The sequence below is a fragment of the Microlunatus phosphovorus NM-1 genome, assembly GCF_000270245.1.
In the GTDB taxonomy this organism is placed as follows: domain Bacteria; phylum Actinomycetota; class Actinomycetes; order Propionibacteriales; family Propionibacteriaceae; genus Microlunatus; species Microlunatus phosphovorus.
In genome coordinates this window covers 5,310,763-5,331,499 of record NC_015635.1, presented here as the reverse complement: position 1 = coordinate 5,331,499, position 20,737 = coordinate 5,310,763, and the positions used below count along the sequence as shown (strand labels likewise).

The following is a 20,737-nucleotide window of genomic DNA, read 5'->3' as shown; positions in this document are numbered from 1 at the left end:
TGATGAGGACACGGGCACTCTCCGGTGGGGGACGGGGTGACAGTGAGACGGCGTGTCGCACGTACGGTGCCGGCTGTCGCACATAAAACTCGCCCCGGCCAAACTATCTGGGTAGAACTCACCCTCGCGGTGTGAGGCCGGCCCGGTTCATCTCAGGTCCGAGAAAGCGGCCGGCTCATCCTGGCGGTATGAAATCTGCCCCTGAGGCTGGTTGGTGCCGGCTCCTGGTTGGTAGAACCCGTCCATGAATCTGGTCGGCTGGATCATCCTGGTGGTCCTCCTGGTTCCGGCGGTGGGCATCCTCGCTTGGGTCGTGCTCAGCGAGTCCTTCCTCCGCATCCCGTCCGGCCGACTCGGCCTGCTCCTGGTCCGTGGTCGGCCAACAGACGCCGTGCTGTCGCCCGGGCTGCATTTCGTGCCTGCGCTGCGGCGGCGCACCGTGGTGACCTATCCGTCGACCGAGCTGAGCTATCGGGTCGGGGGCGAGCCGGAGCCGGTCGACCAGGCCGGGTTGGACAGCTGCGGACCGGCCATCGAGGTGTATCTCGGCGACCGGACCCGAGCCGTGGTCGGCTACACCGTTCGGTATCGGCTCCGCCTGGAAGGTCTGCGCGACGTCCATCTGCGTTTCGGCCCAGGCGGTATCGGTGCCGCCGTCCGCGACTGCTGCCACGCCGGGGTGACTGCGGCATTGGGCGCCGAACAGGTGGGTGTGGACGATCTATTCGGCCCCGCGCGCGAGGCGTTGCAGCGCGAGGTCGGCGAGCAGTTGACCGCTGAGCTGGCCGAGACCGGGTTCGAGCTCGCATCCTTCCAGCTCCGTTCGGTCGATCTCGGTCGCACGGGTGAGGCTGTGCAAGCGGTGGTGCGGGCTCGTCACGAACTGGCTGCGGAGAATGCCGCCGCCGAGACACGCATCGCCCAGCTGAGCAACGATCAGGATCTCGTCGCGCAGGCGGGATCAGCGGAGGCACCGTGGCGTTATCGCGAGACTGAGCTGTGGCGCGAGCTGATCCTGCGCCGGGAGAATCTCAATGTCACCCTGCCGGCGGGGGTTCGACCGTTGCCCGGTCCCGGTGGACTGCCGCCCGATCCGGCGGCTCCGCTGGATGGGTCAGGGGAGCCGGGGGCGGAGCGTGCTGGGGGTGATCAGCGGTGAGCTTGATGACCGGCGCGACGACCGACACGGTCTCGTTCGGCCTGGTGGCGCCGGGCTCACCCGGCAAGGAGTCTCGGTTCGAGAAGATCGTGGAGATCGTGGCGGTGATCCTGTTGGGGATCACCACGATCGGGACGGCCTGGTGCGGATTCGAGTCCGTACGCTGGAGCGGATCCAGCGCTGACCATGCGCAGGTGGCATCGGACAAGCACGTCGAGGCGGCTCGGCTGTTCGGACTTGCCACACAGAAGATCGCGTACGACGCGATGATCACCGCTCAGTATGCCCAGGTCGTGGCGTCGGGCAATACCAAGGTGGAGCAGTTCTATCGTGACAGCCTGGTACGCAAGGACTTCCTCCCGGTGCTGGACACCTGGCAGCGCGAGGTCGAGGCCGGCCGGACACCGACCCCGCTGGCCGACGACCAGCAGTACCTGAACGGCCAGCTGGCCGGCTACCGGACGGCGATCGCCGAAGCAGAGTCGGCGTCGCAGCTGGGTCGTGAAGCTGGCGCCACCGCCAGCGCCTACGTGTCGGTGACCATCCTGCTGGCGGCGGCCCTGTTCTTCTCCGGGGTCATCTCCAGCTTCCGCTATCGAGCCGCGCGGGCCCTGCTGCTGGCTGCTGCCCTGGCGACCCTGGGTATTGCCGCCTCGCGCATGGCCAGTTTGCCGGTGCTCTTCTGACGACGCCCATGAGCAGATCGCCCAAGGCATGAGAAGCGTGAGCGGCCGGACAGGCCGGTGGTCCTCACGTGACTATCTGGTCGGGGTGACAGGATTTGAACCTGCGACCTCTTCGTCCCGAACGAAGCGCGCTACCAAGCTGCGCCACACCCCGCTGGCCCCGTAGGGCCTCGCAGAGTCTAGCCCAAAGCGCGCCAGACCTCACATCTGGTTCCTGACCGTGGGCCAGATGGTTTGTGACCGTGGGTCAGCCGCCTTCTGAGCCTGGATCAGACCCGTGGCACCAGGGTCAGCAGGGTTGCCTCGGGCCGGCAGGCAAAGCGGAACGGCGCGTAGGGCGAGGTGCCCAGTCCTGCGGACACATGCAGGAACGAGGTCTTGCCGCCGGCGCTGTTGGTCGACAGCCCTTTCACCCGGCCCGGGTCGAGATCGCAGTTGGTGACCAGGGCGCCGTAGAATGGGACGCAGACCTGACCGCCGTGGGTATGGCCGGCGATCACCAGCTCGCAGCCGTCGTAGGTCATCGCGTCGATCACGGTCCGGTACGGCGCGTGGGTCACCCCGATGACCACCTCGCCCTCGGCTTCGGAGTCGACCGGGCCGGCCACCAGCGCGTACTGGTCACGGCCCAGGTGTGCATCGTCTGCGCCGCGGAACCCGAGCCGGGTTCCATTGATCTCCAGGGTGAGCCGTCGATGGGTGAGATCAATCCAGCCGGCCTGCTCGAATCGCGCCCCGAGGTCGCGCCAGGGCAGCTCGCCCTGATGCTCGCGTCCCATTCGACTTGGCCGGGTCAGGTACGCGAGTGGGTTCTTGAACGTCGGTGCGTAGTAGTCGTTGGATCCCCAGACGAACAGTCCCGGCTTGTCGAGCAGCCGACCGAGTGCGGCGGTGACCACGGGAACCGCGTCGGGATGCGACAGGTTGTCTCCGGTGTCGATCACCAGATCCGGCTCCAGCCCGGCCAGCCGGGAAACCCACTCGACCCGCTTGATGTTGCGCGGCGTCAGGTGCAGGTCGGAGATCTGCAGCACCCGGATCGGGCGCGCTCCCCGCGGCAGGATCGGCACCTCGACCCGACGCAGCGCGTACGCGTTGACTTCGTACAGGCTCGCGTACGCGAAGCACCCCACCCCGACGGCTCCGGCACTGAGCACCGTCTTGCCGATCACCCCTGCTGCTGACACACGATGCAGGCTACCCACCCGACGTGGTCGTGGAGTCAGCGGTCGAGCAGCGTCCGTTCCTCATGGTCGAGCTCGCGTCGCAGGATCCGCAGGCTGGCGTCCGGCAGCCGTCCGGCATCACGCCAGCGCAGCAGCTCCTCTCGTTGCGCATTGATCACCGCTCGCCGTGCGGCGATGGCGGCCTCGTAGTCCTCGGTCCAGGTGACCTGGCCGTCGTCGGACTCCCGCAGTGCGGCCATCCGGGCGTGGTAGCGATCGGCCCGTGCGGCCAGCCCGGCCCGGATCGCGGCCGCCAGTTCCGGTCCGATCCGATCGACCGCGACAAGATCATCGACCCGGGCCAGGCCGGCGTCGATCGTCGCCAGTCGGGCTTGGTTGCGTAGCTGCTCCACCTCGGCACGATTGATCCGCAGCCGGAGTCGGCGCAGCAGCGGGGCGAACGTCAGCCCCTGGCCGACCAGGGTGACCAAGACGACGACGTACGCGCAGAAGGAGATCAGGTCTCGGTACGGGAAGGGGGTGCCTTGCTCTGTGGTCAGCGGCACCGCGAAGACGGCCACCAGTGTGATCACACCGCGCGTGCCCGCCCAACTCAGCGCTACCAGCTCCCGTCCGCGAAGCCGATCTGTCGACCTCACGCCGAGCCGCGCATGCAACCGCGCCGGCAGCCACTGGGTGATCACCAGCCACAGCGGGCGAACGAGCAACACCGCGCCCACCGACACCGCGGCGGCCGCCACCACGATGGACAGGGGCTGGTCCTGCAGCCCACGGATCACACTCGGCAGCTGCTGGCCGATGAGGAGGAAGACGAACCCCTCCAGCAGATACTCGACGAACTCCCACACCGCGCCGGTCTGCAGTCGCGAGGCGCCGCTCTCTGTACGCCCGGCGTTGTGTCCCACCATCAGGCCGGCCACGACGACAGCCAACACACCCGAGGAGTGAATGGCCTCGGCGACCAGGTAGGTCACGAACGGGACCGCGAGCGACACCGCATTGGCGATCAGCGGATCCCTGAGCATCGGTCGTGCCAGACGGATCAGCAGTGCGACGAGGATCCCGACGGCCAGCCCACCGGCGACAGCCAGCAGGAACAATCCGGAGGCGATGGTCCAGGAGAACGCGCCGCCGACGGCTACCGCGACTGCAACCTGATAGGTCGTCAGGGCCGTCGCGTCGTTGAGCAGACCCTCGCCCTCGATGAGCACGATCAACCGTGGTGGCATCCCTGCCCGGCGCCCGATGGAGAGGGCGGCGACCGGATCCGGCGGTGCCACGGCGGCGCCGAGAACCAGACCCACGGCCAATGGCATGCCCGGGACCACCAGGGTGACCAGCGCGCCGACCGCGAAGGCGGTGGCCAGCACCAACAGCACCGACAAACTCACGATGGGACGCAGATTCGCTCTGATCGCCAGCAGGCTGGATCGGCGCGCGGTGCTGTAGAGCAGGGGCGGCATCACCAACACCAGCACTGCCTCGGGATCGAGTTCCAGCTTGGGGCCGGGGACCAACGCGTACGCCAGTCCGACCAGAGTCAGCAGGATGGTGAACGGCACACCGATCCGTCCACCCACACCCCGGGCGAGGATCACCACCACCAACATGGCCAGCGCGAACCAGATCTGCGCGATCATGGGGACAAGTCTTGATCCTGGTCGCCTGGATGTCCTGGCTCGCCGCGAAAGTCTGTCCCGTCGCCCACGTGTGGGGTGGACCACTGAACAAAAATCGGAGGGACGCGCAGGCCCGGGCTGGGAGACTGGGCTCATGAGCAACGACACCGGCCTCAAGCAGCGCCTCCGTACCGATCTGACCGCCGCCATGAAGGCTCGCGACAAGGTCCGCTCCGGCACGCTCCGGATGGTGCTCACCGCGATCAGCGAGGCCGAGGTGTCGGGTACGAAGTCACACGAGCTGACCGAGCAGCAGGTTCTCGACGTCGTCATCAAAGAGGCCAAGAAGCGCCGTGAGGCAGAGGAGGCGTACACCAACGCCGATCGCCCCGAGCTCGCCGAGAAGGAGCGCGCCGAGGCCGACGTGCTGGCCGACTACCTGCCCCGGCAGCTGAGCGCCGCCGAGATCGCAGCCCTGGTCAGCGAGGCCATCGCCAGCACCGGTGCCGCCGAACTAGGCATGAAAGGCATGGGCAAGGTGATGGGCGTGCTCACGCCACAGACGCGAGGCAAGGCAGACGGTGGCGCTGTCGCCGCCGAGGTGCGGCGACAGCTGGCTGGTTAGCCGTCGTCCTTCTCGGCCTTCTTCTTCTTTTCTTCCGCAGCCTTCTTCTTGGCCGCTGCCTTCTTCGCGGCCTCGGCCCGCTTCTTGGCCGCCCTCTCCGCCGCGACCTTCGCCGGGTCGCGACCCATGGAGTACATCCGGTAGATGGTGCTGTACTGGCCGACCCGGGCGCCCGGACCCGGCGACCAGCCGACGAATCCGCCGCGCGGAGTGCGATCGCTGTAGACACGGGACGTCTCGACGGTGAAGCCCGCCTTGCGCAGCTTCTTGGAATAAGCGTCGATGCCGAGTCCGAAGCTGCTGGGCACGGTCACGATCTTGCCGCGTTCGATCCGAGACGGCGGGCTCTTGAAGCTGGTCCGCGGCACGCCGTCCAGGTACTTCTCCATGGTCGGCTTCCAGATCTTCTGCCCGGCGTCGCCGCCGCCCGAACCCTCCAGATAGACGCCGGTGGAAGGCACTCGGTAGTACTTGACGCCCTGGCGGCGGAACTGACCGGTCGCCTTGGCCTTCTTGCTCTTGATGAATGGCTTCTTACGGTTGTCGATCGAGATCATCGCGACCCCGGCGACATCTGGTGTGTAGCCGGCGAACCAGACGGCCTCGTTGGAGTCGATGGTGCCGGTCTTGCCCGCCTGGGGTCGGCCGTCCGAGGTTCGCGCGCGCGTGCCGGTGCCCTTGGTGATCACCGAGGCGAGCAGCTTGTTCATGCCGTCGGCGACATCCTTGCTCATCACCCGCTTGCAGTTGCCGTCCGGCACCTCGAGCTTCTTCTTGGTCCGCGTGGTCACCGACTCGATGATGATCGGATCGCAGTGGATGCCGCGGGCGGCGAAGGTGGCATACGCCTCCGTCATCGACAGCGGGCTCACCTCGACGGAGCCGAGGGTGAACGACGGCGTGTGCTGGTAGTACTTCACGATGTCGCGATCGGTAGTGCCGAGCTTGAGGCCGAGCTTCTTGGCCATCTTGGTGACCCGGCACATGCCGGTGGTCATCTCCAACTGCACGAAGTAGGTGTTCACCGACATCTGGGCGCCGCGATACATGTTCATGTTGCCGTTGGCGCCGGTGGAGTTCTTCACATTCCACCGCCCGTAGACCTGCTCGCGGCCGTTGCAGGTCTCGAAGGACTTGCCGCCGAACTCCATGCTTGCCCGCGCGTTGAACCGCTTGGACAGCGGGATGCCCCGCTCCAGGGCCGCTGCAGCGGTGAACGCCTTGAAGGTCGAGCCGGCCTGGTAGCCCTGGGTGCCGCCCATCTTCGGGTCGACCGCGTAGTTCCAGTAGGACTCGCCCTTCTTGGTGTCGGTGCCCATCACCGGCCGGCTCTGCGCCATGGCCAGGATCAGACCGGTGCCGGGCTGGATCATGTTCATGGTGGAGATCAGCGGATCGGTCGGTCCGACCACCTTGGCGACCGCCTTCTCCGCGGCATCCTGGGTCTTCGGATCGATCGCGGTCTGGATGGTCAACCCACCGCGCTTGACCAGGTTCTCCCGGTCCTTGACCGTCTTGCCGAGGCTCGGCATCGTCTTCAGCGTCTGGTAGACGTAGTCGCACAGGAACGGATATTTGGTGCCGACGCAGCCGGCCCGAGTGTGCTTGACCTTCTTCGGGTTGAACTTCTGCTTCTTGGCTGCGGCCGCCTGCTGCGGTGTGATCAGCTTCAACTCCGGTGAGGCCATGCGGTTCAACACCACGTCGCGACGATCCGAGGCGGCGCCGGGGTTGTCCACCGGGTTGTTGGCATCCGGGTTCTGCACCAGACCCGCCAACAGGGCCGCCTCGCTGAGGTTCAGCTCGGACGCGTTCTTGCTGAAGTAGTGCCGGGCGGCCGCCTCGACGCCGTACGCGCCCTCGCCGTAGTAGGCGATGTTGAGATACCGCTCCAGGATCTGGTCCTTGCTGAACCGCTTCTCCAACGCGATCGCATAGCGCAACTCACGGATCTTGCGCTTGTAGCCCTCCGGTCCGGAGGAACGCTGGGCGTCCGCGATGCACTCACGATCACCCTGGCAGGCCTCGATCTGGACCATCTTCACGTACTGCTGGCTGATCGAGGAACCGCCCTGGGTCTCGCCGCCGGCGGAGTTGCGGACCAGCGCCCGCATCGTGCCGCGCAGGTCGAGCGCGCCGTGCTCATAGAACCGGTGGTCCTCGATGGCGAGTTGCGCCTGTCGCATCACCGGGGCGATCTTGTCGAGCTTCACATAGATCCGGTTCTCGTCGTAGAAGTACGCGAGCACCTTGCCGTTGCCCATCAACACCTTGGACCGGGTGGGCGGGATCGGGGTCTCGAGCTCGGCGGGCAGGTTGCCGAGCTCTTCGGCGGCAGCCTTGCTGCTGACACCGGCGAGACCCGCGATCGGGACGAACAGGCCGGCGATCAGGACACCCGACAACACGCTGACGACGATGAACATCACCAGCGAGTACGCAACACCGCCCACTCTCTTAGGGGTAAAGGGCATGGCGAACAGGGTACGTGAGGAAAATGGCCGCGCCGAATCGTTCGTGGCGGTGTCGGCCGCAGCATAGCGGCTGACGGGTCACGACTCCGCCGTCCTCACCGGGCGAGACGTCTCGTCATATCGAAATGATCACGAAGGTACGAACGCCGAGATTTGGGCTGGCCAAGGCCTTGACGCATTCGTACCATACGAGTGTCGCATCCGCAGTGGGTACTGGGGAGTGCCAGGAGGCGACACGCGGCCTCGGGGGAGTAGCCGCGGTTATCCAAGGGGGATGACAGCGTGACCGCTGTACAACAATCAGAAGACTGGACGATGCTCGCCAAGTGCCGTGGCATGGGCGATGCGCTGTTCCCAGAAGCCATCGATCAGAAGCGGGCCAAGGCCGTCTGCATGGGCTGCCCGGTGCGCTTCGAGTGCCTGGCTGAGGCGCTGGACGATCGGATCGAGTGGGGCGTCTGGGGCGGGATGACCGAACGTGAGCGTCGGCAGCTGCTGCGGCAGCGGCCGGACGTGCGGAGCTGGCGCTCAATCCTGCTCAGCAAGCAGACTGCCGACGCGACGAAGTGAGTCGGCGTCGGTGACGTCGCTGGGGAGCGACGCCACCAACGTGTGAGCCACGGTCAGTCGGCTGGCCGAGAATCGGTCGAGCAGCAGGTGCTCGTTCTCGATCACTCGGACCAGGTCGGCGTGCTGGCGCAGTGCTGAGATCTCGACGGCGTACGCGTCCGGATCGAGGTCTTCGGCCTGGGCGAGCGCGCGCTCGGCGGACACGTCGAGGGCGGACCGGTTGACCCGGTTCACCACCAGACCGGCGAGCGGCATGCCCTCGTCACTGAGACGATCGACGAAGTACGCCGCCTCCCGCAGCGCATCGCGCTGTGGGGTGGCGACGACCAGAAACGTCGTCTGAGGTGAGGCGAGCAGCTCGAAGGTGTGGGTGGCACGCTCTCGGAAGCCGCCGAAGATGGCCTCGAAGCCGGCCATGAACGTCTGCAGATCCGTCAGCAGCCGTCCGCCGAGGACTTTGTTGAGCGCGCTTGAGACTAGGTTGAATCCGACGCTGACCAGGCGGAACGGTCCGCGAGCTCCGGACAGAAGGACCTTCATCAACCGGCCGTCCAACAGCGCGGACAGGTGCTCGGGTGCGTCCAGGAAGTCCAGGGCGGATCGGGCCGGCGGAGTGTCGACCACGATCAGGTCCCACGTTCCGCTCTCGGTCGCCTCGGCGTGCAGTTGGCCCAGCTTCTCCATCGCCATGTATTCCTGGGTGCCGGCGAACTGGGAGGACAGCGCGACGTAGAACGGGTTCTCCAGCACCGAGGAGGCGGTCTCCGGATTGGCGTGGGCGAGCACGACCTCGTCGAAGGTGCGCTTCATGTCCAGCATCATCGCGTCGAGACTGCCGCCGTTGCTGGTGTCGATGCCGTGGACCGGGCGCGGGGTGTTGTCCAGTTCGGCGATGCCCAACGATTGGGCCAGGCGGCGGGCCGGGTCGATGGTCAGCACGACGACCTTGCGCCCTGCCTCGGCCGCTCGCAAGGCCAAGGCTGCCGCGCTGGTGGTCTTCCCGACGCCGCCTGCCCCGCAGATGACGGCGATCCTGATCTGCCGGTCGGCGATCAAGGCGTCGATGTCGAGGAAACCCGGTGTCGTAGTCACGAGTGCTCCAGGGCGAGCTGTGCTCGGAGTTGGTCGGCAATCGCGAAGACGGCGGTCTCGTCGATGCCGCCCGGGTCGAAAGCGACTTCGGCGACCGGTTTGCCGAAGCCGTCCAGCACCGTACGGAGTCGCCGGTGATCCAGCGTCCGGGTGGCTTCGGCGCCGAATTCGGCAGCCAGCGCCTTGTTGTCGGCTTCGTCGAAACCGGGGACTCGAAGCACGCCGTTGCCTTCGGCGAAGGTACGCAGCTGCTCGTCGGTGAGCGGCATCGAGCGGACCATATTGGCGATCACCGTGCCGACCGCGATCTGGGTGGGCGCCAGCTGCGCGATGGCCTCGTCGGTCTCGGTCACCGGCATGTCCTCCAGCAAGGTGACCAGGTGCACGGCCGTGGCCGAGTCGCGCAGCATCGCGTTGATCGAGTCGGCCTGGCTGCGGATCGGCCCGACCTTGGTCAGTCCGGACACGGCCTCGTGGATGTTGAGGAACTGCGCGATCCGGCCGGTCGGCGGGGCGTCCAGGACCACGGCGTCGTACGCATCCGAGAGCCCTTTGCGCTGGCGGCGGACGGCCTCGTACACCTTGCCGGTCAGCACCACGTCGCGCAGGCCGGGGGCGATCGAGGTGACGAAGTCGACGAAGCCGAACTTCTCCAGCGCCTTGGCCGCGAAGCCGAGGCGATAGTAGGTGTCCAGGTATTCCAGCAATGCGTCCTCGGCATCGATCGCCAGACCGTGCACGGCGCCGCCGCTCGGCGTCCGGGTCAACCGCGGCTCCTCCGCACCGTCCAGCGGTAGACGGCCGAACAGGTCGGTGATGCCGTGCCGGCCTTCCACCTCGCACACCAGCACTCGGCGCCCGGCGGTGGCCAAAGCGCAGGCAAGGCTGACCGCGATGGTGGTCTTGCCGGTGCCGCCCTTGCCGCTGACGATGTGCAGGGTCTGCCGAGGGGGCGTCGGTGGCGCGGCCAACGGGCCGTCGGCGCGAGATCGGTTCATCACAGCTCCGTGATGCGCAGCCCGGCGTGGGTCTTGTAGCGGCGGTTGATAGCGATCAGGTTGGCGGTGAGGGCCTCCACCTGGCCGGCGTTACGCAACCGTCCTGCGTACACACCGCGGCTGCCCGGCAACGCTGCGGTGGCCAGGGCGATGACGACGCCGATGGCGGCCCGGTCCTCGCCCAGCACCAGGACGTCCTCGTCGAAGTCCTGGACCGCGGGGTCCTCCAGCCGGGCTGCGCTGAGGTGATGGAACGCCGCGATCACCGTCGAGTCCGGCAGGATCCGCTGAGCCTCTTGCGCGGCCGAGCCGTCGGGAACGTCAAGGGGGTACGGGCCCTGCTTGTCGAAACCCAGTGGGTTGACGCAGTCGATCACGATCTTGCCCGACAGCGGCTCGCGGAGCGATTCGAGGAGTTCGGCATGACCCGCGTACGGGACGGTGACGATCACCAGGTCGGCCTCGGCAGCCTGCTGGTTGTCGCCGCCGGTGATCTGATCGGAGCCGATGCCAACGGCCACGCTTGCGGCCCGGTCCGCCGATCGGCTGCCGAGCACCACCGAGTAGCCCGCGGCAGCAAGCCTGCGTCCCAACCCTCGTCCCTGTGGCCCGGTGCCGCCGAGGATCCCTACGCTCGACTCGCTCAGCACGTGAGTGCGATCGTGGCGGGGCGCGGCAGGCGCAAGTGGGGCATGCCGCCGATCCTAGTGGCGCGCCGCTTGGTCAGTTCTCCGGCGACAGCGGTCAGGAGGCTGCGTCCCAGAGTTGGGTTGCCCATTCGGTGTGGCCGAGGGTGAGGGTGCCTTGGTTGGTGGTGATCATGATCCAGCCTTGGGGTGATCGCCACAGGTAGGTGCCTGGTTCGGGTTGTTTGGACCGCCAGTTCCCGATCGTTTTGGCCCGGTGTTCACATCGGGCGAGGGGGCCGAGGGTGTGCATGCCGGTTTGTCCGGGTGGCCCGTTGTGGAGGTAGGCGGGGGTGTGATCGAGATCGGTACGGCCGGTGGTGGGTGAGTGCGGGAACACCGATCGGGGATGCCGAATCTGCATGGCACGACGCAGCCGGAGCGGTGTCTCATATCCGTCGGCGGCGGCGGTCTCGGCCGGATCAATGACGGGATACACCGTGAGGTGGGCTTCGTGTTGGACCAGGAACCGTTGCAGTTGTTCGATCAGGATCGGTCCCCAGTCGGTCCGCACCACCCCGTGACCATCCCGCAGGGTCTGTTCACTGAGGTGGACGTGCAACACGACCGTGGGTGCGCACGCTGCCAACTGGGCCGGGGTCAAGGGTCGCCAACCGGGTGGCCGGAACGCCTCCGGTAATGGTGGTCGCACTGGGCCGGTCCGTGCCGGGCCGGTCCGCGCCTCACCTGTGGTAGTCGAGGTGGTCTCGGTGTCGCTGGTGTCGGGATCATCGGGATCGCTGCGTCGCGGGTTGTCGTGACCGGTGGTGTTCTGGTCGCCTGCCGTTGTGGCGCCTGTCCAGTCGCGACTGGTCTGCTTGGTGCTAGGGCGATGCCCGCCGGTTGGAGGGGTGTCGTTGCTGTCGGGATCACGCTGGCCGGCATTGTTCGGTCCGGTCTCGCCTGGACCACCGTCACTTCGCCTGGGGTCTGCTTGACCGGAATCGGCGCCACTGCTCGGCTGGTCGACCGCGGGGGTGTCGTCGCTGGCCCGCCCTGGCTGCTCGTGGTTGGCGTCCCGGTCGCCAGTGTTCTCACCGCGGCCTTCGTTGCTCGCGGTGCCGCCGTCCGGCCTGGTATCGCCGTCCGGCCTGGTGTCGCCGTCCGGATTGGTGTCGGCGTCCGGATTGGTGTTGTCACCAGCAGGGCTGGCGCCACCGTCGAGGTTGCCACCGCTGGCACTGTCGCGGCCGGCACTGTCGCGGCTGGCACTGTCGCGGCTGGCATCACCGTCACTGGTGCCGTCGTGCTGGTGCTGAAACCAGGCCAGGTCGTCGGGATCGGGCGGCGGATCCGCCGGCCAATACTCGTGCCCATCACCGTCGCCGGGGGCGCCAGGCTGGTCGGGGCGGGGTTGGGTCCACCACTCATCCTCATCAAAGGCGGGCTGATGATAGTTGCCGTGTTGGGCGGTCTCCCAGCCTGCAGCCGGAAGGTCATCAGCCCACGGATCAGTGTCGTCGGCGGCATGCGCAGCAACTTGTTCCCACGGATCTCGGTGCGGGTCCGGATCGGTCGCGTGCCGGGCCAGCAGGTCCAGCACCCGGGCGGGATGCGCGATCCAACCCATCGCCTTCGACATCCGCACCGGCAACGGATCCTCATCACCCTCGTCGGCTAAGCATTCCGCGACACGTTGATGCAGGGTGAGGTTCCCCCTGTTCCACGGACACTCGGGGTTGAGGGTCAGCCCGGACGGTCTGACCCTGTGGAACGGGTTTCAAACTCTATCGGCGACAGCATTCCAATACTCGAATGCCGACGTCTCCGATTATACCATGATTCTATCCATCGAAACATCGCGTTGGCAAGCTCGTCCCGGGTGAACCATACCTGCGAATCGAGCAGCTCGAGTTGCATTCTCTCCCAGAAGGACTCCATCATCGCATTGTCGTAGCAGTCGCCCACACTGCCCATCGACGGCACCAGCCCGGCATCATAGACTTTCTGACTGAATGCCCACGATGTGAATTGCGACCCGTGATCGGAATGCATGATCGTGTTATTGTCGACGTCCATCGGGTTGCGCCGCAGCACCGCCATCCCGAGCGCGTCGACCACGAGCTCCTTCCGCATGTTGTCGTCGATGGACCAGCCCAGGACCCGGCGGGACCAGGCGTCCATGACCGCGGCGCAGTACACCTTGCCCTCCACCGTCGGGTGCTCGGTGATGTCGGTCAGCCACAACCGGTTCGGACCGTCCACCGTGAACCGGCGGTTGACGAGGTCCTTGGCGGGGATGGCGTGCGGGTCCCGGATCGTGGTCCACGACCGACGCCGCCGGTACAGGCCCTGGATGCCGGCCTGGCGCATCAGCCGGGCGACCCGCTTCTGGTTCACCTGCAGGTCGTGCCCCAAGACCAGCTCGGCGTGCACCCGCGGCGCCCCGTACGTCTTCATGTCCTCATCGGCATGGATCTCCTCGATCAGCTTCAACAGCAGCGTGTTCTCCTGTTCCCGTGCCGATGCAGGCCGGCCGCGCCAGTCGTAGTATCCCGACCGCGACACATTCAGCACCCGGCAAGCCACCGCGACATCAATCCCGTCATCGGCCATTTCATGGACCAGCCCGTACACTATTTTGGGAGAACATTCTCCTGGGCAAAATAGGCGGCCGCCCTTTTCAAGATCTCGACTTCCATCTCCAGGCGCCGTTTATCCCGGCGCAGCTCGACCAGCTCCTTCTTCTCCCGACTGGTCAACGCCGTCTCGCTACCACCGGCAGCGTCGGTCTCGGACTGCTCCATCCAGCGACGCAGACACGATTCGGAAATTCCCAGATCTTTCGCCAACTCAGCAACTGGCTTGGACCGCTCACGAGCAAGCTCGACCGCACGACGGCGGAACTCAGGCGGGTGAGGAGCAGGCACAACGACATCCTCCCTGGTGACCAGTGGCCACCTCAGGTCAGGTGTCCGTCAAACGGGGGGAAGTCCAGGGCGAGGAGCATCGCCACATCCCCGGCCTCACCGCGAGCAATCAACGTGCGGAGCCCGTCTTCGGATTGGGTGGCGCGAACCTCACGTTTCGCGGCGATGATCTTCTCCCGCTCCCGATAGGAGGTTTCATCCACCTCGAGCATGGTGGCATCCAAGTTCTTCAGGAACGTCTGCCACGGGAGTTGGGTGACCCAGCCGGCGGTCTGCTCATCCACCATCCCCACGATCGCGATCGACAGGTGGGCGGTCAGGTTCGCGATCTTCCGGGCCTGCCACGCATGGATCTCACCCGCTTGGACGCGTTCCCACAACCTGGGGAGTCGGTGCCGGACCGTCAACGCGTCGGACATCCAGGACCGGGCGGAGGCGGTCGAGGTGCCGTACGGGCCGATCAATCCCTCAGGGGCGAACTCCGCGACCGGCGGTGTCCCGACCGGCCCGATCTTGATGAGTCGTTCGACCAGCACCCCACCCTCGAGATGATCCACCTCCGAATGGGCGTCGGCCCACGCGGCGGCGACCACAAGCTTGCGGCAACCCCATCGTTTCGACTGCTGCTCGGCCCGGGCGGCGAGGTCGGCCAGGGCGCGCCGGTCCCCGAGCGCCGCCTCCAACCGTTCCTCGAACATGTCACCCATTCTAGTCGAACAGGTGTGCGATGACTAGTGTTTGAGCCCACGTTTTTCCTGTCTGCACACGGAAAAGTGATCATCTGTGGCCCCCAGGCGGCAGACGTACTCGCGGCCCGGCTGGCTCGCGTCCATGTGTGGCCCGGGGGCGCGAAACGGACCCGGTTCCCGCGTGACTGGCGATCATCTGTGGCATCCCCCAGGCGGCAGACGTACCCGCAGCCCGCCCGACTGGCGACCACCTGTGGCATCCCCAGGCGCGGCGGAAGGCTTCAGCGGGGCGTGGTCTGTCAGTGCCGGCGGGCAGGATGGCGACATGAGCGATTCAACGATCGACCGGCCGAGCATCGCGCTCGGCCATGTGGTGCTCGACACCGACGACCCGCCCCGGTTGGCGGAGTTCTACAGCCAGCTGCTGGGTTGGCCCATCGTCTGCACCGACGAGGACTGGTGGACCGTCCAGTCCGACGGTGGGGGAACCAAGCTGTCGTTCCAGCTGGCGGGGCCTGACCCCAGTTCTTGGACACGCCGAATCCCGCACCCGTGATGGGCAGGGAGTGAGCGAGATGATCCGAGAATCATGGCCAGGAAGAACTACTCCGAGGAGTTCCGTCGTCAGGCCGTCGACTTGTATGAGTCCACACCGGGGGCCACGGTCCGCGGCATTGCTGAGGACCTGGGCATCGTGCGTGGCACGCTGCGGCACTGGCTCGAGGCGTACGGGACCGGCAAGAAGACCGCCGCCGACGGGACGCTGACCTCCAGCCCACTGCACGCCAAGCCGCCGATGACGCCTCCGTCAGGGCCTGTCGATGAGACACAGGAACAGCGGATCGCGCGGCTCGAAACAGAGAACGCGGCCCTGCGGGCAGAGACGACGAAGTTGACCACCGAGCGGGAGATCCTCCAGCGGGCGGCCAAGTATTTCGCCGGGGAGACGCGCTGGTGAGTCGCTTCCAGTTCGTCGCCGACAACTCCGCCACCTTCGAGGTGAAGCGACTGTGTGCACTCGTCGAGATCGAGCGCTCCTCCTACTACGCCTGGAAGGCTGGAGCGCCAGCCCGTACCGACCGTGCTGCCGCGGATGCGGAGTTGGCCGAACGGATCCGGGTGATCCACGAGGCCGACAACACCGTCGGCGCGCCACGGGTGACCGCGGAGCTCAACGACGGTGTCCCTGCCGGGGAGCGGGTCAACCACAAACGCGTCGCGCGGGTCATGCGTGCGGCTGGGATAGCCGGCTACGTCAAGAAGCGCCGTGTGCGGACCACGATTCCCGAACCGTCGGATCAGTTGATCCCCGACCTGCTGAAGCGGGACTTCACCGCGGATGCGCCGGGGCGACGCTATGTCGGCGACATCACCTACCTGCCGCTGGCCGACGGGACGAACCTGTACCTGGCCACCGTCATCGACTGCTACAGCAGACGGCTCGCCGGCTGGGCGGTCGCGGACCACATGCGCACCAGCCTCGTCGAGGACGCCCTCACCGCAGCAGCTGCGACCCGCGGCGGCTCAGGTGGGCTGGCAGGGGCCATCTTCCACAGCGACCACGGGTCGGTCTACACCTCGAAGGACTACGCCAAGCTCTGCGCGCGCCTCGGCGTGACCCAGTCGATGGGTGCCGTGGGCACGTCGGCCGACAACGCGCTCGCGGAGTCGTTCAACGCCACCCTCAAACGAGAGGTCCTCCAAGACGCCGCCTGCTGGCCCGACGAGCTCATCTGCCGCCGGCAGCTCTTCAGGTGGCTGACCCGCTACAACACCAAGCGGCGCCACTCCTGGTGCCGATACCAGTCCCCGTCCACCTACGAGGCCCGCTGGGCCGCTACGCTCCCAACCGCTGCGTAATCAACCCCCGTGTCCAAGAACCGGGGGTAGGCCCCGGCGCTCGACTACCGGCCGCCGACCTGGCCGGTCAACGAGGTGCCCCAGCAGTCCCACCTCGACCTCGATGTGGCCAAGGCGGACCTCCCGGCCTCCGTGGCGTACGCGCAGTCGCTCGGTGCCGTGCTAGCCGACAATTCTGCGTCCAATGCGTCGTTTGTGGTGCTGCTCGATCCGAGCGGGCATCCGTTCTGCCTGTGCGCCTGCTGATCGGGCGGCCCCTGGGTGGGCTGGACCCCGTCGCGAGCGGCGGCGGTGAGGCGGAGCGAGGGCTCCGTCTGGACGACTGAGCGAACAAGACACGCCTTTTCGTCTTGTGAGCGAGGGAAGAAGACGGAGTCTTGGGAGCGCAGCCTCGCAGCGAGTGACGAAGGCACCGTCCGTAGGATCACCTCATGACCAAGTGGGAATACGTCACCATTCCGTTGCTCGTCCATGCCACCAAGCAGATCCTGGACAACTGGGGCCAGGACGGCTGGGAGCTGGTGCAGGTTGTGCCTGGGCTGAACCCGGAGAACCTGGTGGCCTATCTCAAGCGCCCGATCCAGGACTGAGCCGTGGCGCTCCAGGGTTCGGCATCGTTGCCGTCGGCGAGACTCGCCGAGTTGGGCTTGACGCTGCCGCCGGTCGCAGCGCCGGTTGCGGCGTACGTGCCGGCCGTTCGGGTGGGCGACCTCGTCTACTCGTCCGGTCAGCTGCCGACTGTGGCCGGTCAGCTCGTCGCGTCCGGCAAGGTGGGGGCCGAGGTGTCGGTGGAGACCGCGGCCGAGTGCGCGCGGACCGCGGTGCTGAATGGACTGGCCGCGGTCAGCGAGCAGGCAGGCGGCATCGACGAGATCGAGCGGATCGTGCGCCTGGTGATCTTCGTGGCGAGCACGCCGGACTTCACCGGCCAGCCGCAGGTCGGTAACGGCGCCAGCACCGTGATCGGCGAGATCTTCGGTGACGCCGGTCGCCATGCCCGCAGCGCGGTGGGCGTCTCGGTGCTGCCGCTGGACGCGCCGGTCGAGGTGGAGGTCGTCGCCCAGCTCCGCAGCAGGCCGAGCGTTCAGCCCGCCTGAGAAATCCGCCTGACCAGCAACCCGGGTCGATCTGGAGGTCCAGCCGTGCCGAGTCACTCACTCGACGTCTTGACCTCACTGAGGCTCACAGTGCCGGCCAAGCTGGCCGCATTGGCCGATGCCTGGCCGGCGGGATCCGTGCCGGCATCGCCGCGAGCCTCAGCCAGTGTCGTCCTGTGCCGGGACGGCGATGCCGGGCTGGAGACGTACCTGCTGCACCGGCATGCCCGGATGACGTTCGCGGCGTCGATGGCGGTGTTTCCCGGCGGTGGTCTCGATCCGGTCGACCAGACCGCGCCGGATCCGAGGCTGGCGTGCGCGATTCGGGAGACGCGGGAGGAGACCGGGGTCGAGCTCACCGCGGACGCCCTGGTGCCGTGGGCACACTGGATCACGCCCGAGCAGCAGCCGATCCGCTACGACACCGCCTTCTACCTAGCTGCCCTGCCCACTGGTCAGACAGCTGAGGACACGTCCAGCGAGACCCTCGATGCCGACTGGGTTTGTCCGCGGGCGGCGGTCGTTGCTTTCCAGGCCGGTTCTTTGCAGCTGATGCCGCCGACCCTGTCGATCCTGCTGGAACTCTCCGAGCTGTCGTCGGTGACCGCGGCGATCGAGTTCGGCCGTGATCGGGTCATCGAGCCCGTGCTGCCTCGGGTGGTACGCGAGGCGGACGGCTGGGTGTTCCGCTATCCGCGGCGCATTGATGGACCGGCTGATGAGTGATGTCGCGCCGGACATCCGGCTACGGTTGGCGCCCAACCCAGGTCCGATGACGCTGGAGGGCACCAACACCTGGATCCTGGGTCGTCCCGGAGGGCCCAGCGTGGTGGTCGATCCAGGCCCACCCGACGAGACCCATCTCCGCGCTGTCCAGGCCGAGGCCGGCGAGGTCGTGGTCACCGTCCTGACCCATCGCCATGTCGACCACTCCGAGGGTCTGCCCCGGTTCGCCGAGCTCACCGGTGCCGGGGCACGGGCGGCCGACCCTGCGTACGTGATTCCCACCGGCGACCACGATGGCCGGCTTCGTGACGGCGACCTGATCGAGGGGACAGACCTCACGATCCGGGCGCTCGCCACACCAGGCCATACCAGTGATTCGACCTCCCTGCTGGTGACCAGCGAGCGGGGCGCCTGGCTCCTCACGGGTGACATGGTGCTTGGCCGGGGCACGACCGTGATCACCCACCCGGACGGAGACCTCGGCGCCTACCTCGACTCCCTCGAGGTGCTGCTCCAGGCCGTCCGCGAGCATGACGTGAGCGCCATCCTGCCTGGTCATGGACCGGTGGTCAGCGAGCCGGAGCGGCTGCTGAGGTTCTATCGCGAGCATCGGCTGGGTCGCTTGGAGCAGGTCCGCGAAGCCCTGCGGCTCGGCGACGAGACCGCCGCCCAGATCGTGACAAGGGTGTACGCCGAGGTCGACCGCTCCCTTTGGCCCGCCGCCGAGCAGTCGGTGCGCGCCCAACTGGACTATCTGCGCACACATTGACCGCCGATGAGGGGTGGGTTGAGGCTCATCTCAGCCCATCCTGACCTTGCTCTCAGGCTCCACCACGAGACGTAGCCGAGCCATGGGAAGCGCACAGAATCTGCACAGGATCGGGCCCCAACCTGGAGAACGTGAGCACACCGCAACAGCCTTCTGGAATGAACACCCCGCCTTTCGGGCAGCCCACGGGCCCCGACTATCACCCGATGCAGCCGATCGGCGGCTATCACGGGCAGGACTTCCCAGCTCCGGCTGGCGTACCGCCGCTCGGTCAGCCCTCCGCGGGCTCCGCCACCCCGTCCGACGCCTATCAGTCCGGCGCCTATCGAGGTCAACACGACGGATATCAGGGCAGCTTTGACCCCGATGCGACCCTCATCCAGCCAATGGCGCAGGCTCCGGCGGCGCCCGGACCGGCAGCACCGGTAGCCACCGCCACCCTGCCCAAGCGCCGACCGGGAGTCGTGGTCGCAGCGGCGGCACTCGCGGCGGTGATCGGTGCCGGTGCCGGCATCGGCTCGTACGCCTATCTGGGCGGCGGCGCGGCCGGAGCGAACTCGCCGGTCACGGTGACCACACAGACCGCGGCGACCACGCCGAAACTGGACGGCACCATCTCGGCCGCCGCCAAGCAGATCGAGCCCTCGGTCGTGACGATCACGGTCCAGGCCGGTCAAAGCGGCGGCATCGGTACCGGCGTCGTGCTCGACAAGCAGGGTCACATCCTGACCAATGACCACGTGGTCTCCGAAGCGGCCAGCAGCCAGGGAGGCCAATCCGGTGAGCAAGGCGGCGATCCGCAGGATCCGTTCGGTCAGCAGGGTGGTCAGCCAGGCGAGACCCAGCAGGGCAGCGGGGCGACGTCGATCACGGTCACCTTCGATGACGGCACATCGGAGAAGGCCACCGTGGTAGGCACCTCGAACACCAACGATCTCGCGGTGATCAAGGTCGCGGCCAGCGACAAGCTGGTGCCGGCAGCCTTCGCGAAGTCCGACTCGATCGAGGTCGGTCAGTCGGTGGTGGCCGTCGGCGCGCCGCTCGGTCTCTCCGACACCGTGACCAGCGGGATCGTCTCCAACACCACGCGACCGGTCCGATCCGGCACGACAAACGATGCGGTCTACCTCGCCGTACAGACCGATGCGGCCATCAACCCCGGCAACTCCGGCGGGCCGTTGGTCAATCTGAACGGTGCTGTGGTCGGCATCAACTCCTCGATCGCCTCCACCGGATCCGACGGCTCCAGCTCGGGAAACATCGGCATCGGTTTCGCCATCCCGGCTGATGTGGCCGTACGGGTGGCGACGCAGCTGATCGAGACGGGCAGCTATACCAACGCCGCGCTGGGTGTGAGCGTCGGTGGCCAGGACTCGGCCGCGGTCTCCACCGATGGCGTCACCCTGCAGAGCGTGTCCGCCGACGGTGCCGCCGCGAAGGCCGGGTTGAAGGAGGGCGACCAGGTCACCAAGATCAACGACTTCGCCACGGCCGACGCGGACGGGCTGATCGCGGCGACCCGCTACTACGCACCGGGCACCAAGGTCGAGGTGACCTACAACCGCGACGGCCAGTCGCACACCGTGGAGGTCACCCTCGGCACGGCCTGAGCCGACGATCGGCGGGGAGC

Annotated in this window: 22 protein-coding genes and 1 tRNA gene; 12 read left to right on the top strand and 11 right to left on the bottom strand. The window is 67.1% G+C overall.

The features are described 5' to 3' along the window. Positions 1-244: 244 nt before the first annotated feature. Together MLP_RS24190 and MLP_RS24185 are read left to right on the top strand one after the other, a co-directional pair. On the top strand, positions 245-1,159 hold the full coding sequence (locus MLP_RS24190; protein WP_013865855.1) for an SPFH domain-containing protein: 915 nt from the start codon (positions 245-247) through the stop codon (positions 1,157-1,159). Between the two features lie 5 nt (positions 1,160-1,164). Then, the gene (locus MLP_RS24185) at positions 1,165-1,845 is read left to right on the top strand and encodes a hypothetical protein (protein ID WP_156821496.1); all 681 of its coding nucleotides are present in this window, start codon (positions 1,165-1,167) and stop codon (positions 1,843-1,845) included. A gap of 77 nt (positions 1,846-1,922) precedes the next feature. On the opposite strand, the gene MLP_RS24180 is transcribed toward MLP_RS24185, so the two are convergent. The 3 genes from MLP_RS24180 to MLP_RS24170 all read right to left on the bottom strand — a co-directional run bounded on the left by MLP_RS24180 (position 1,923) and on the right by MLP_RS24170 (position 4,672). Then, positions 1,923-1,999 (bottom strand) — tRNA-Pro (locus MLP_RS24180). A 115-nt stretch (positions 2,000-2,114) separates the two neighbouring features. Beyond that, the gene (locus MLP_RS24175) at positions 2,115-3,032 is read right to left on the bottom strand and encodes a metallophosphoesterase (RefSeq protein WP_041790568.1); all 918 of its coding nucleotides are present in this window, start codon (positions 3,030-3,032) and stop codon (positions 2,115-2,117) included. Between the two features lie 35 nt (positions 3,033-3,067). Further along, positions 3,068-4,672 (bottom strand): Na+/H+ antiporter, encoded by a 1,605-nt coding sequence (locus MLP_RS24170; RefSeq protein WP_013865852.1) that lies wholly within the window; start codon positions 4,670-4,672, stop codon positions 3,068-3,070. 133 nt (positions 4,673-4,805) lie between these two features. Here MLP_RS24170 and MLP_RS24165 point away from each other — a divergent pair, with 133 nt between their 5' ends. Next, complete coding sequence (locus tag MLP_RS24165; RefSeq protein WP_013865851.1) at positions 4,806-5,276, top strand: GatB/YqeY domain-containing protein; 471 nt, start codon at positions 4,806-4,808, stop codon at positions 5,274-5,276. On the opposite strand, the gene MLP_RS24160 is transcribed toward MLP_RS24165, so the two are convergent. Further along, a complete protein-coding gene (locus tag MLP_RS24160) occupies positions 5,273-7,750 on the bottom strand; it encodes a transglycosylase domain-containing protein (protein WP_013865850.1) in 2,478 nt (825 codons plus the stop codon). The two genes, MLP_RS24165 and MLP_RS24160, sit on opposite strands and share 4 nt — an antisense overlap. 315 nt (positions 7,751-8,065) lie before the next feature. Between MLP_RS24160 and MLP_RS24155 the strand changes: the two genes are divergently transcribed. Next, the gene (locus MLP_RS24155; RefSeq protein ID WP_083843944.1) at positions 8,066-8,320 is read left to right on the top strand and encodes a WhiB family transcriptional regulator; all 255 of its coding nucleotides are present in this window, start codon (positions 8,066-8,068) and stop codon (positions 8,318-8,320) included. Here MLP_RS24155 and MLP_RS24150 read toward each other — a convergent pair. From MLP_RS24150 to MLP_RS24120, 7 genes are all read right to left on the bottom strand, one after another. After that, positions 8,279-9,412, bottom strand: a complete 1,134-nt coding sequence (locus MLP_RS24150; protein WP_013865848.1) for an ArsA family ATPase — start codon at positions 9,410-9,412, stop codon at positions 8,279-8,281. The genes MLP_RS24155 and MLP_RS24150 overlap by 42 nt on opposite strands. Next, complete coding sequence (locus MLP_RS24145; protein WP_083843943.1) at positions 9,409-10,410, bottom strand: ArsA-related P-loop ATPase; 1,002 nt, start codon at positions 10,408-10,410, stop codon at positions 9,409-9,411. The genes MLP_RS24150 and MLP_RS24145 overlap by 4 nt, the downstream gene beginning before the upstream one ends. Beyond that, the gene (gene npdG / locus MLP_RS24140) at positions 10,410-11,060 is read right to left on the bottom strand and encodes an NADPH-dependent F420 reductase (protein WP_013865846.1); all 651 of its coding nucleotides are present in this window, start codon (positions 11,058-11,060) and stop codon (positions 10,410-10,412) included. Before npdG ends, MLP_RS24145 begins: the two co-directional genes overlap by 1 nt. A gap of 94 nt (positions 11,061-11,154) precedes the next feature. After that, a complete protein-coding gene (locus MLP_RS24135) occupies positions 11,155-12,678 on the bottom strand; it encodes a hypothetical protein (protein WP_041790563.1) in 1,524 nt (507 codons plus the stop codon). Positions 12,679-12,782: 104 nt separating this feature from the next. Beyond that, the gene (locus tag MLP_RS24130; protein ID WP_041790759.1) at positions 12,783-13,652 is read right to left on the bottom strand and encodes an IS3 family transposase; all 870 of its coding nucleotides are present in this window, start codon (positions 13,650-13,652) and stop codon (positions 12,783-12,785) included. A 20-nt stretch (positions 13,653-13,672) separates the two neighbouring features. Continuing rightward, the gene (locus MLP_RS24125; protein WP_013861031.1) at positions 13,673-13,966 is read right to left on the bottom strand and encodes a transposase; all 294 of its coding nucleotides are present in this window, start codon (positions 13,964-13,966) and stop codon (positions 13,673-13,675) included. Between the two features lie 32 nt (positions 13,967-13,998). After that, a complete protein-coding gene (locus tag MLP_RS24120; RefSeq protein ID WP_231851388.1) occupies positions 13,999-14,664 on the bottom strand; it encodes a hypothetical protein in 666 nt (221 codons plus the stop codon). Between the two features lie 316 nt (positions 14,665-14,980). On the opposite strand from MLP_RS24120, the gene MLP_RS24115 reads away from it, so the two are divergent. The 8 genes from MLP_RS24115 to MLP_RS24080 all read left to right on the top strand — a co-directional run bounded on the left by MLP_RS24115 (position 14,981) and on the right by MLP_RS24080 (position 20,717). Further along, positions 14,981-15,211 carry a VOC family protein gene (locus MLP_RS24115; RefSeq protein ID WP_013865843.1) on the top strand — a complete coding sequence of 77 codons (231 nt, stop codon included), beginning with the start codon at positions 14,981-14,983 and terminating at the stop codon, positions 15,209-15,211. 33 nt (positions 15,212-15,244) lie between these two features. Then, positions 15,245-16,515 (top strand): IS3 family transposase gene (locus MLP_RS24105; protein WP_156821080.1). Its coding sequence is split into 2 segments (ribosomal slippage): positions 15,245-15,593 and positions 15,593-16,515, totalling 1,272 coding nucleotides; the frame shifts between segments, so codons are not numbered across the junction. 75 nt (positions 16,516-16,590) lie between these two features. Further along, a complete protein-coding gene (locus MLP_RS27695; RefSeq protein ID WP_013865842.1) occupies positions 16,591-16,761 on the top strand; it encodes a VOC family protein in 171 nt (56 codons plus the stop codon). 185 nt (positions 16,762-16,946) lie between these two features. Then, positions 16,947-17,105 (top strand): DUF4177 domain-containing protein, encoded by a 159-nt coding sequence (locus MLP_RS28395; protein WP_013865841.1) that lies wholly within the window; start codon positions 16,947-16,949, stop codon positions 17,103-17,105. Positions 17,106-17,108: 3 nt separating this feature from the next. Further along, a complete protein-coding gene (locus tag MLP_RS24095; protein WP_013865840.1) occupies positions 17,109-17,612 on the top strand; it encodes a RidA family protein in 504 nt (167 codons plus the stop codon). A 45-nt stretch (positions 17,613-17,657) separates the two neighbouring features. Beyond that, positions 17,658-18,338 carry an NUDIX hydrolase gene (locus tag MLP_RS24090; protein ID WP_013865839.1) on the top strand — a complete coding sequence of 227 codons (681 nt, stop codon included), beginning with the start codon at positions 17,658-17,660 and terminating at the stop codon, positions 18,336-18,338. Then, entirely contained in the window at positions 18,331-19,107 is a 777-nt protein-coding gene (locus tag MLP_RS24085) for an MBL fold metallo-hydrolase (protein ID WP_013865838.1), read from the top strand. The genes MLP_RS24090 and MLP_RS24085 overlap by 8 nt, the downstream gene beginning before the upstream one ends. 158 nt (positions 19,108-19,265) lie before the next feature. After that, on the top strand, positions 19,266-20,717 hold the full coding sequence (locus MLP_RS24080) for a S1C family serine protease (protein ID WP_049804667.1): 1,452 nt from the start codon (positions 19,266-19,268) through the stop codon (positions 20,715-20,717). The last annotated feature ends 20 nt before the right edge of the window (positions 20,718-20,737 follow it).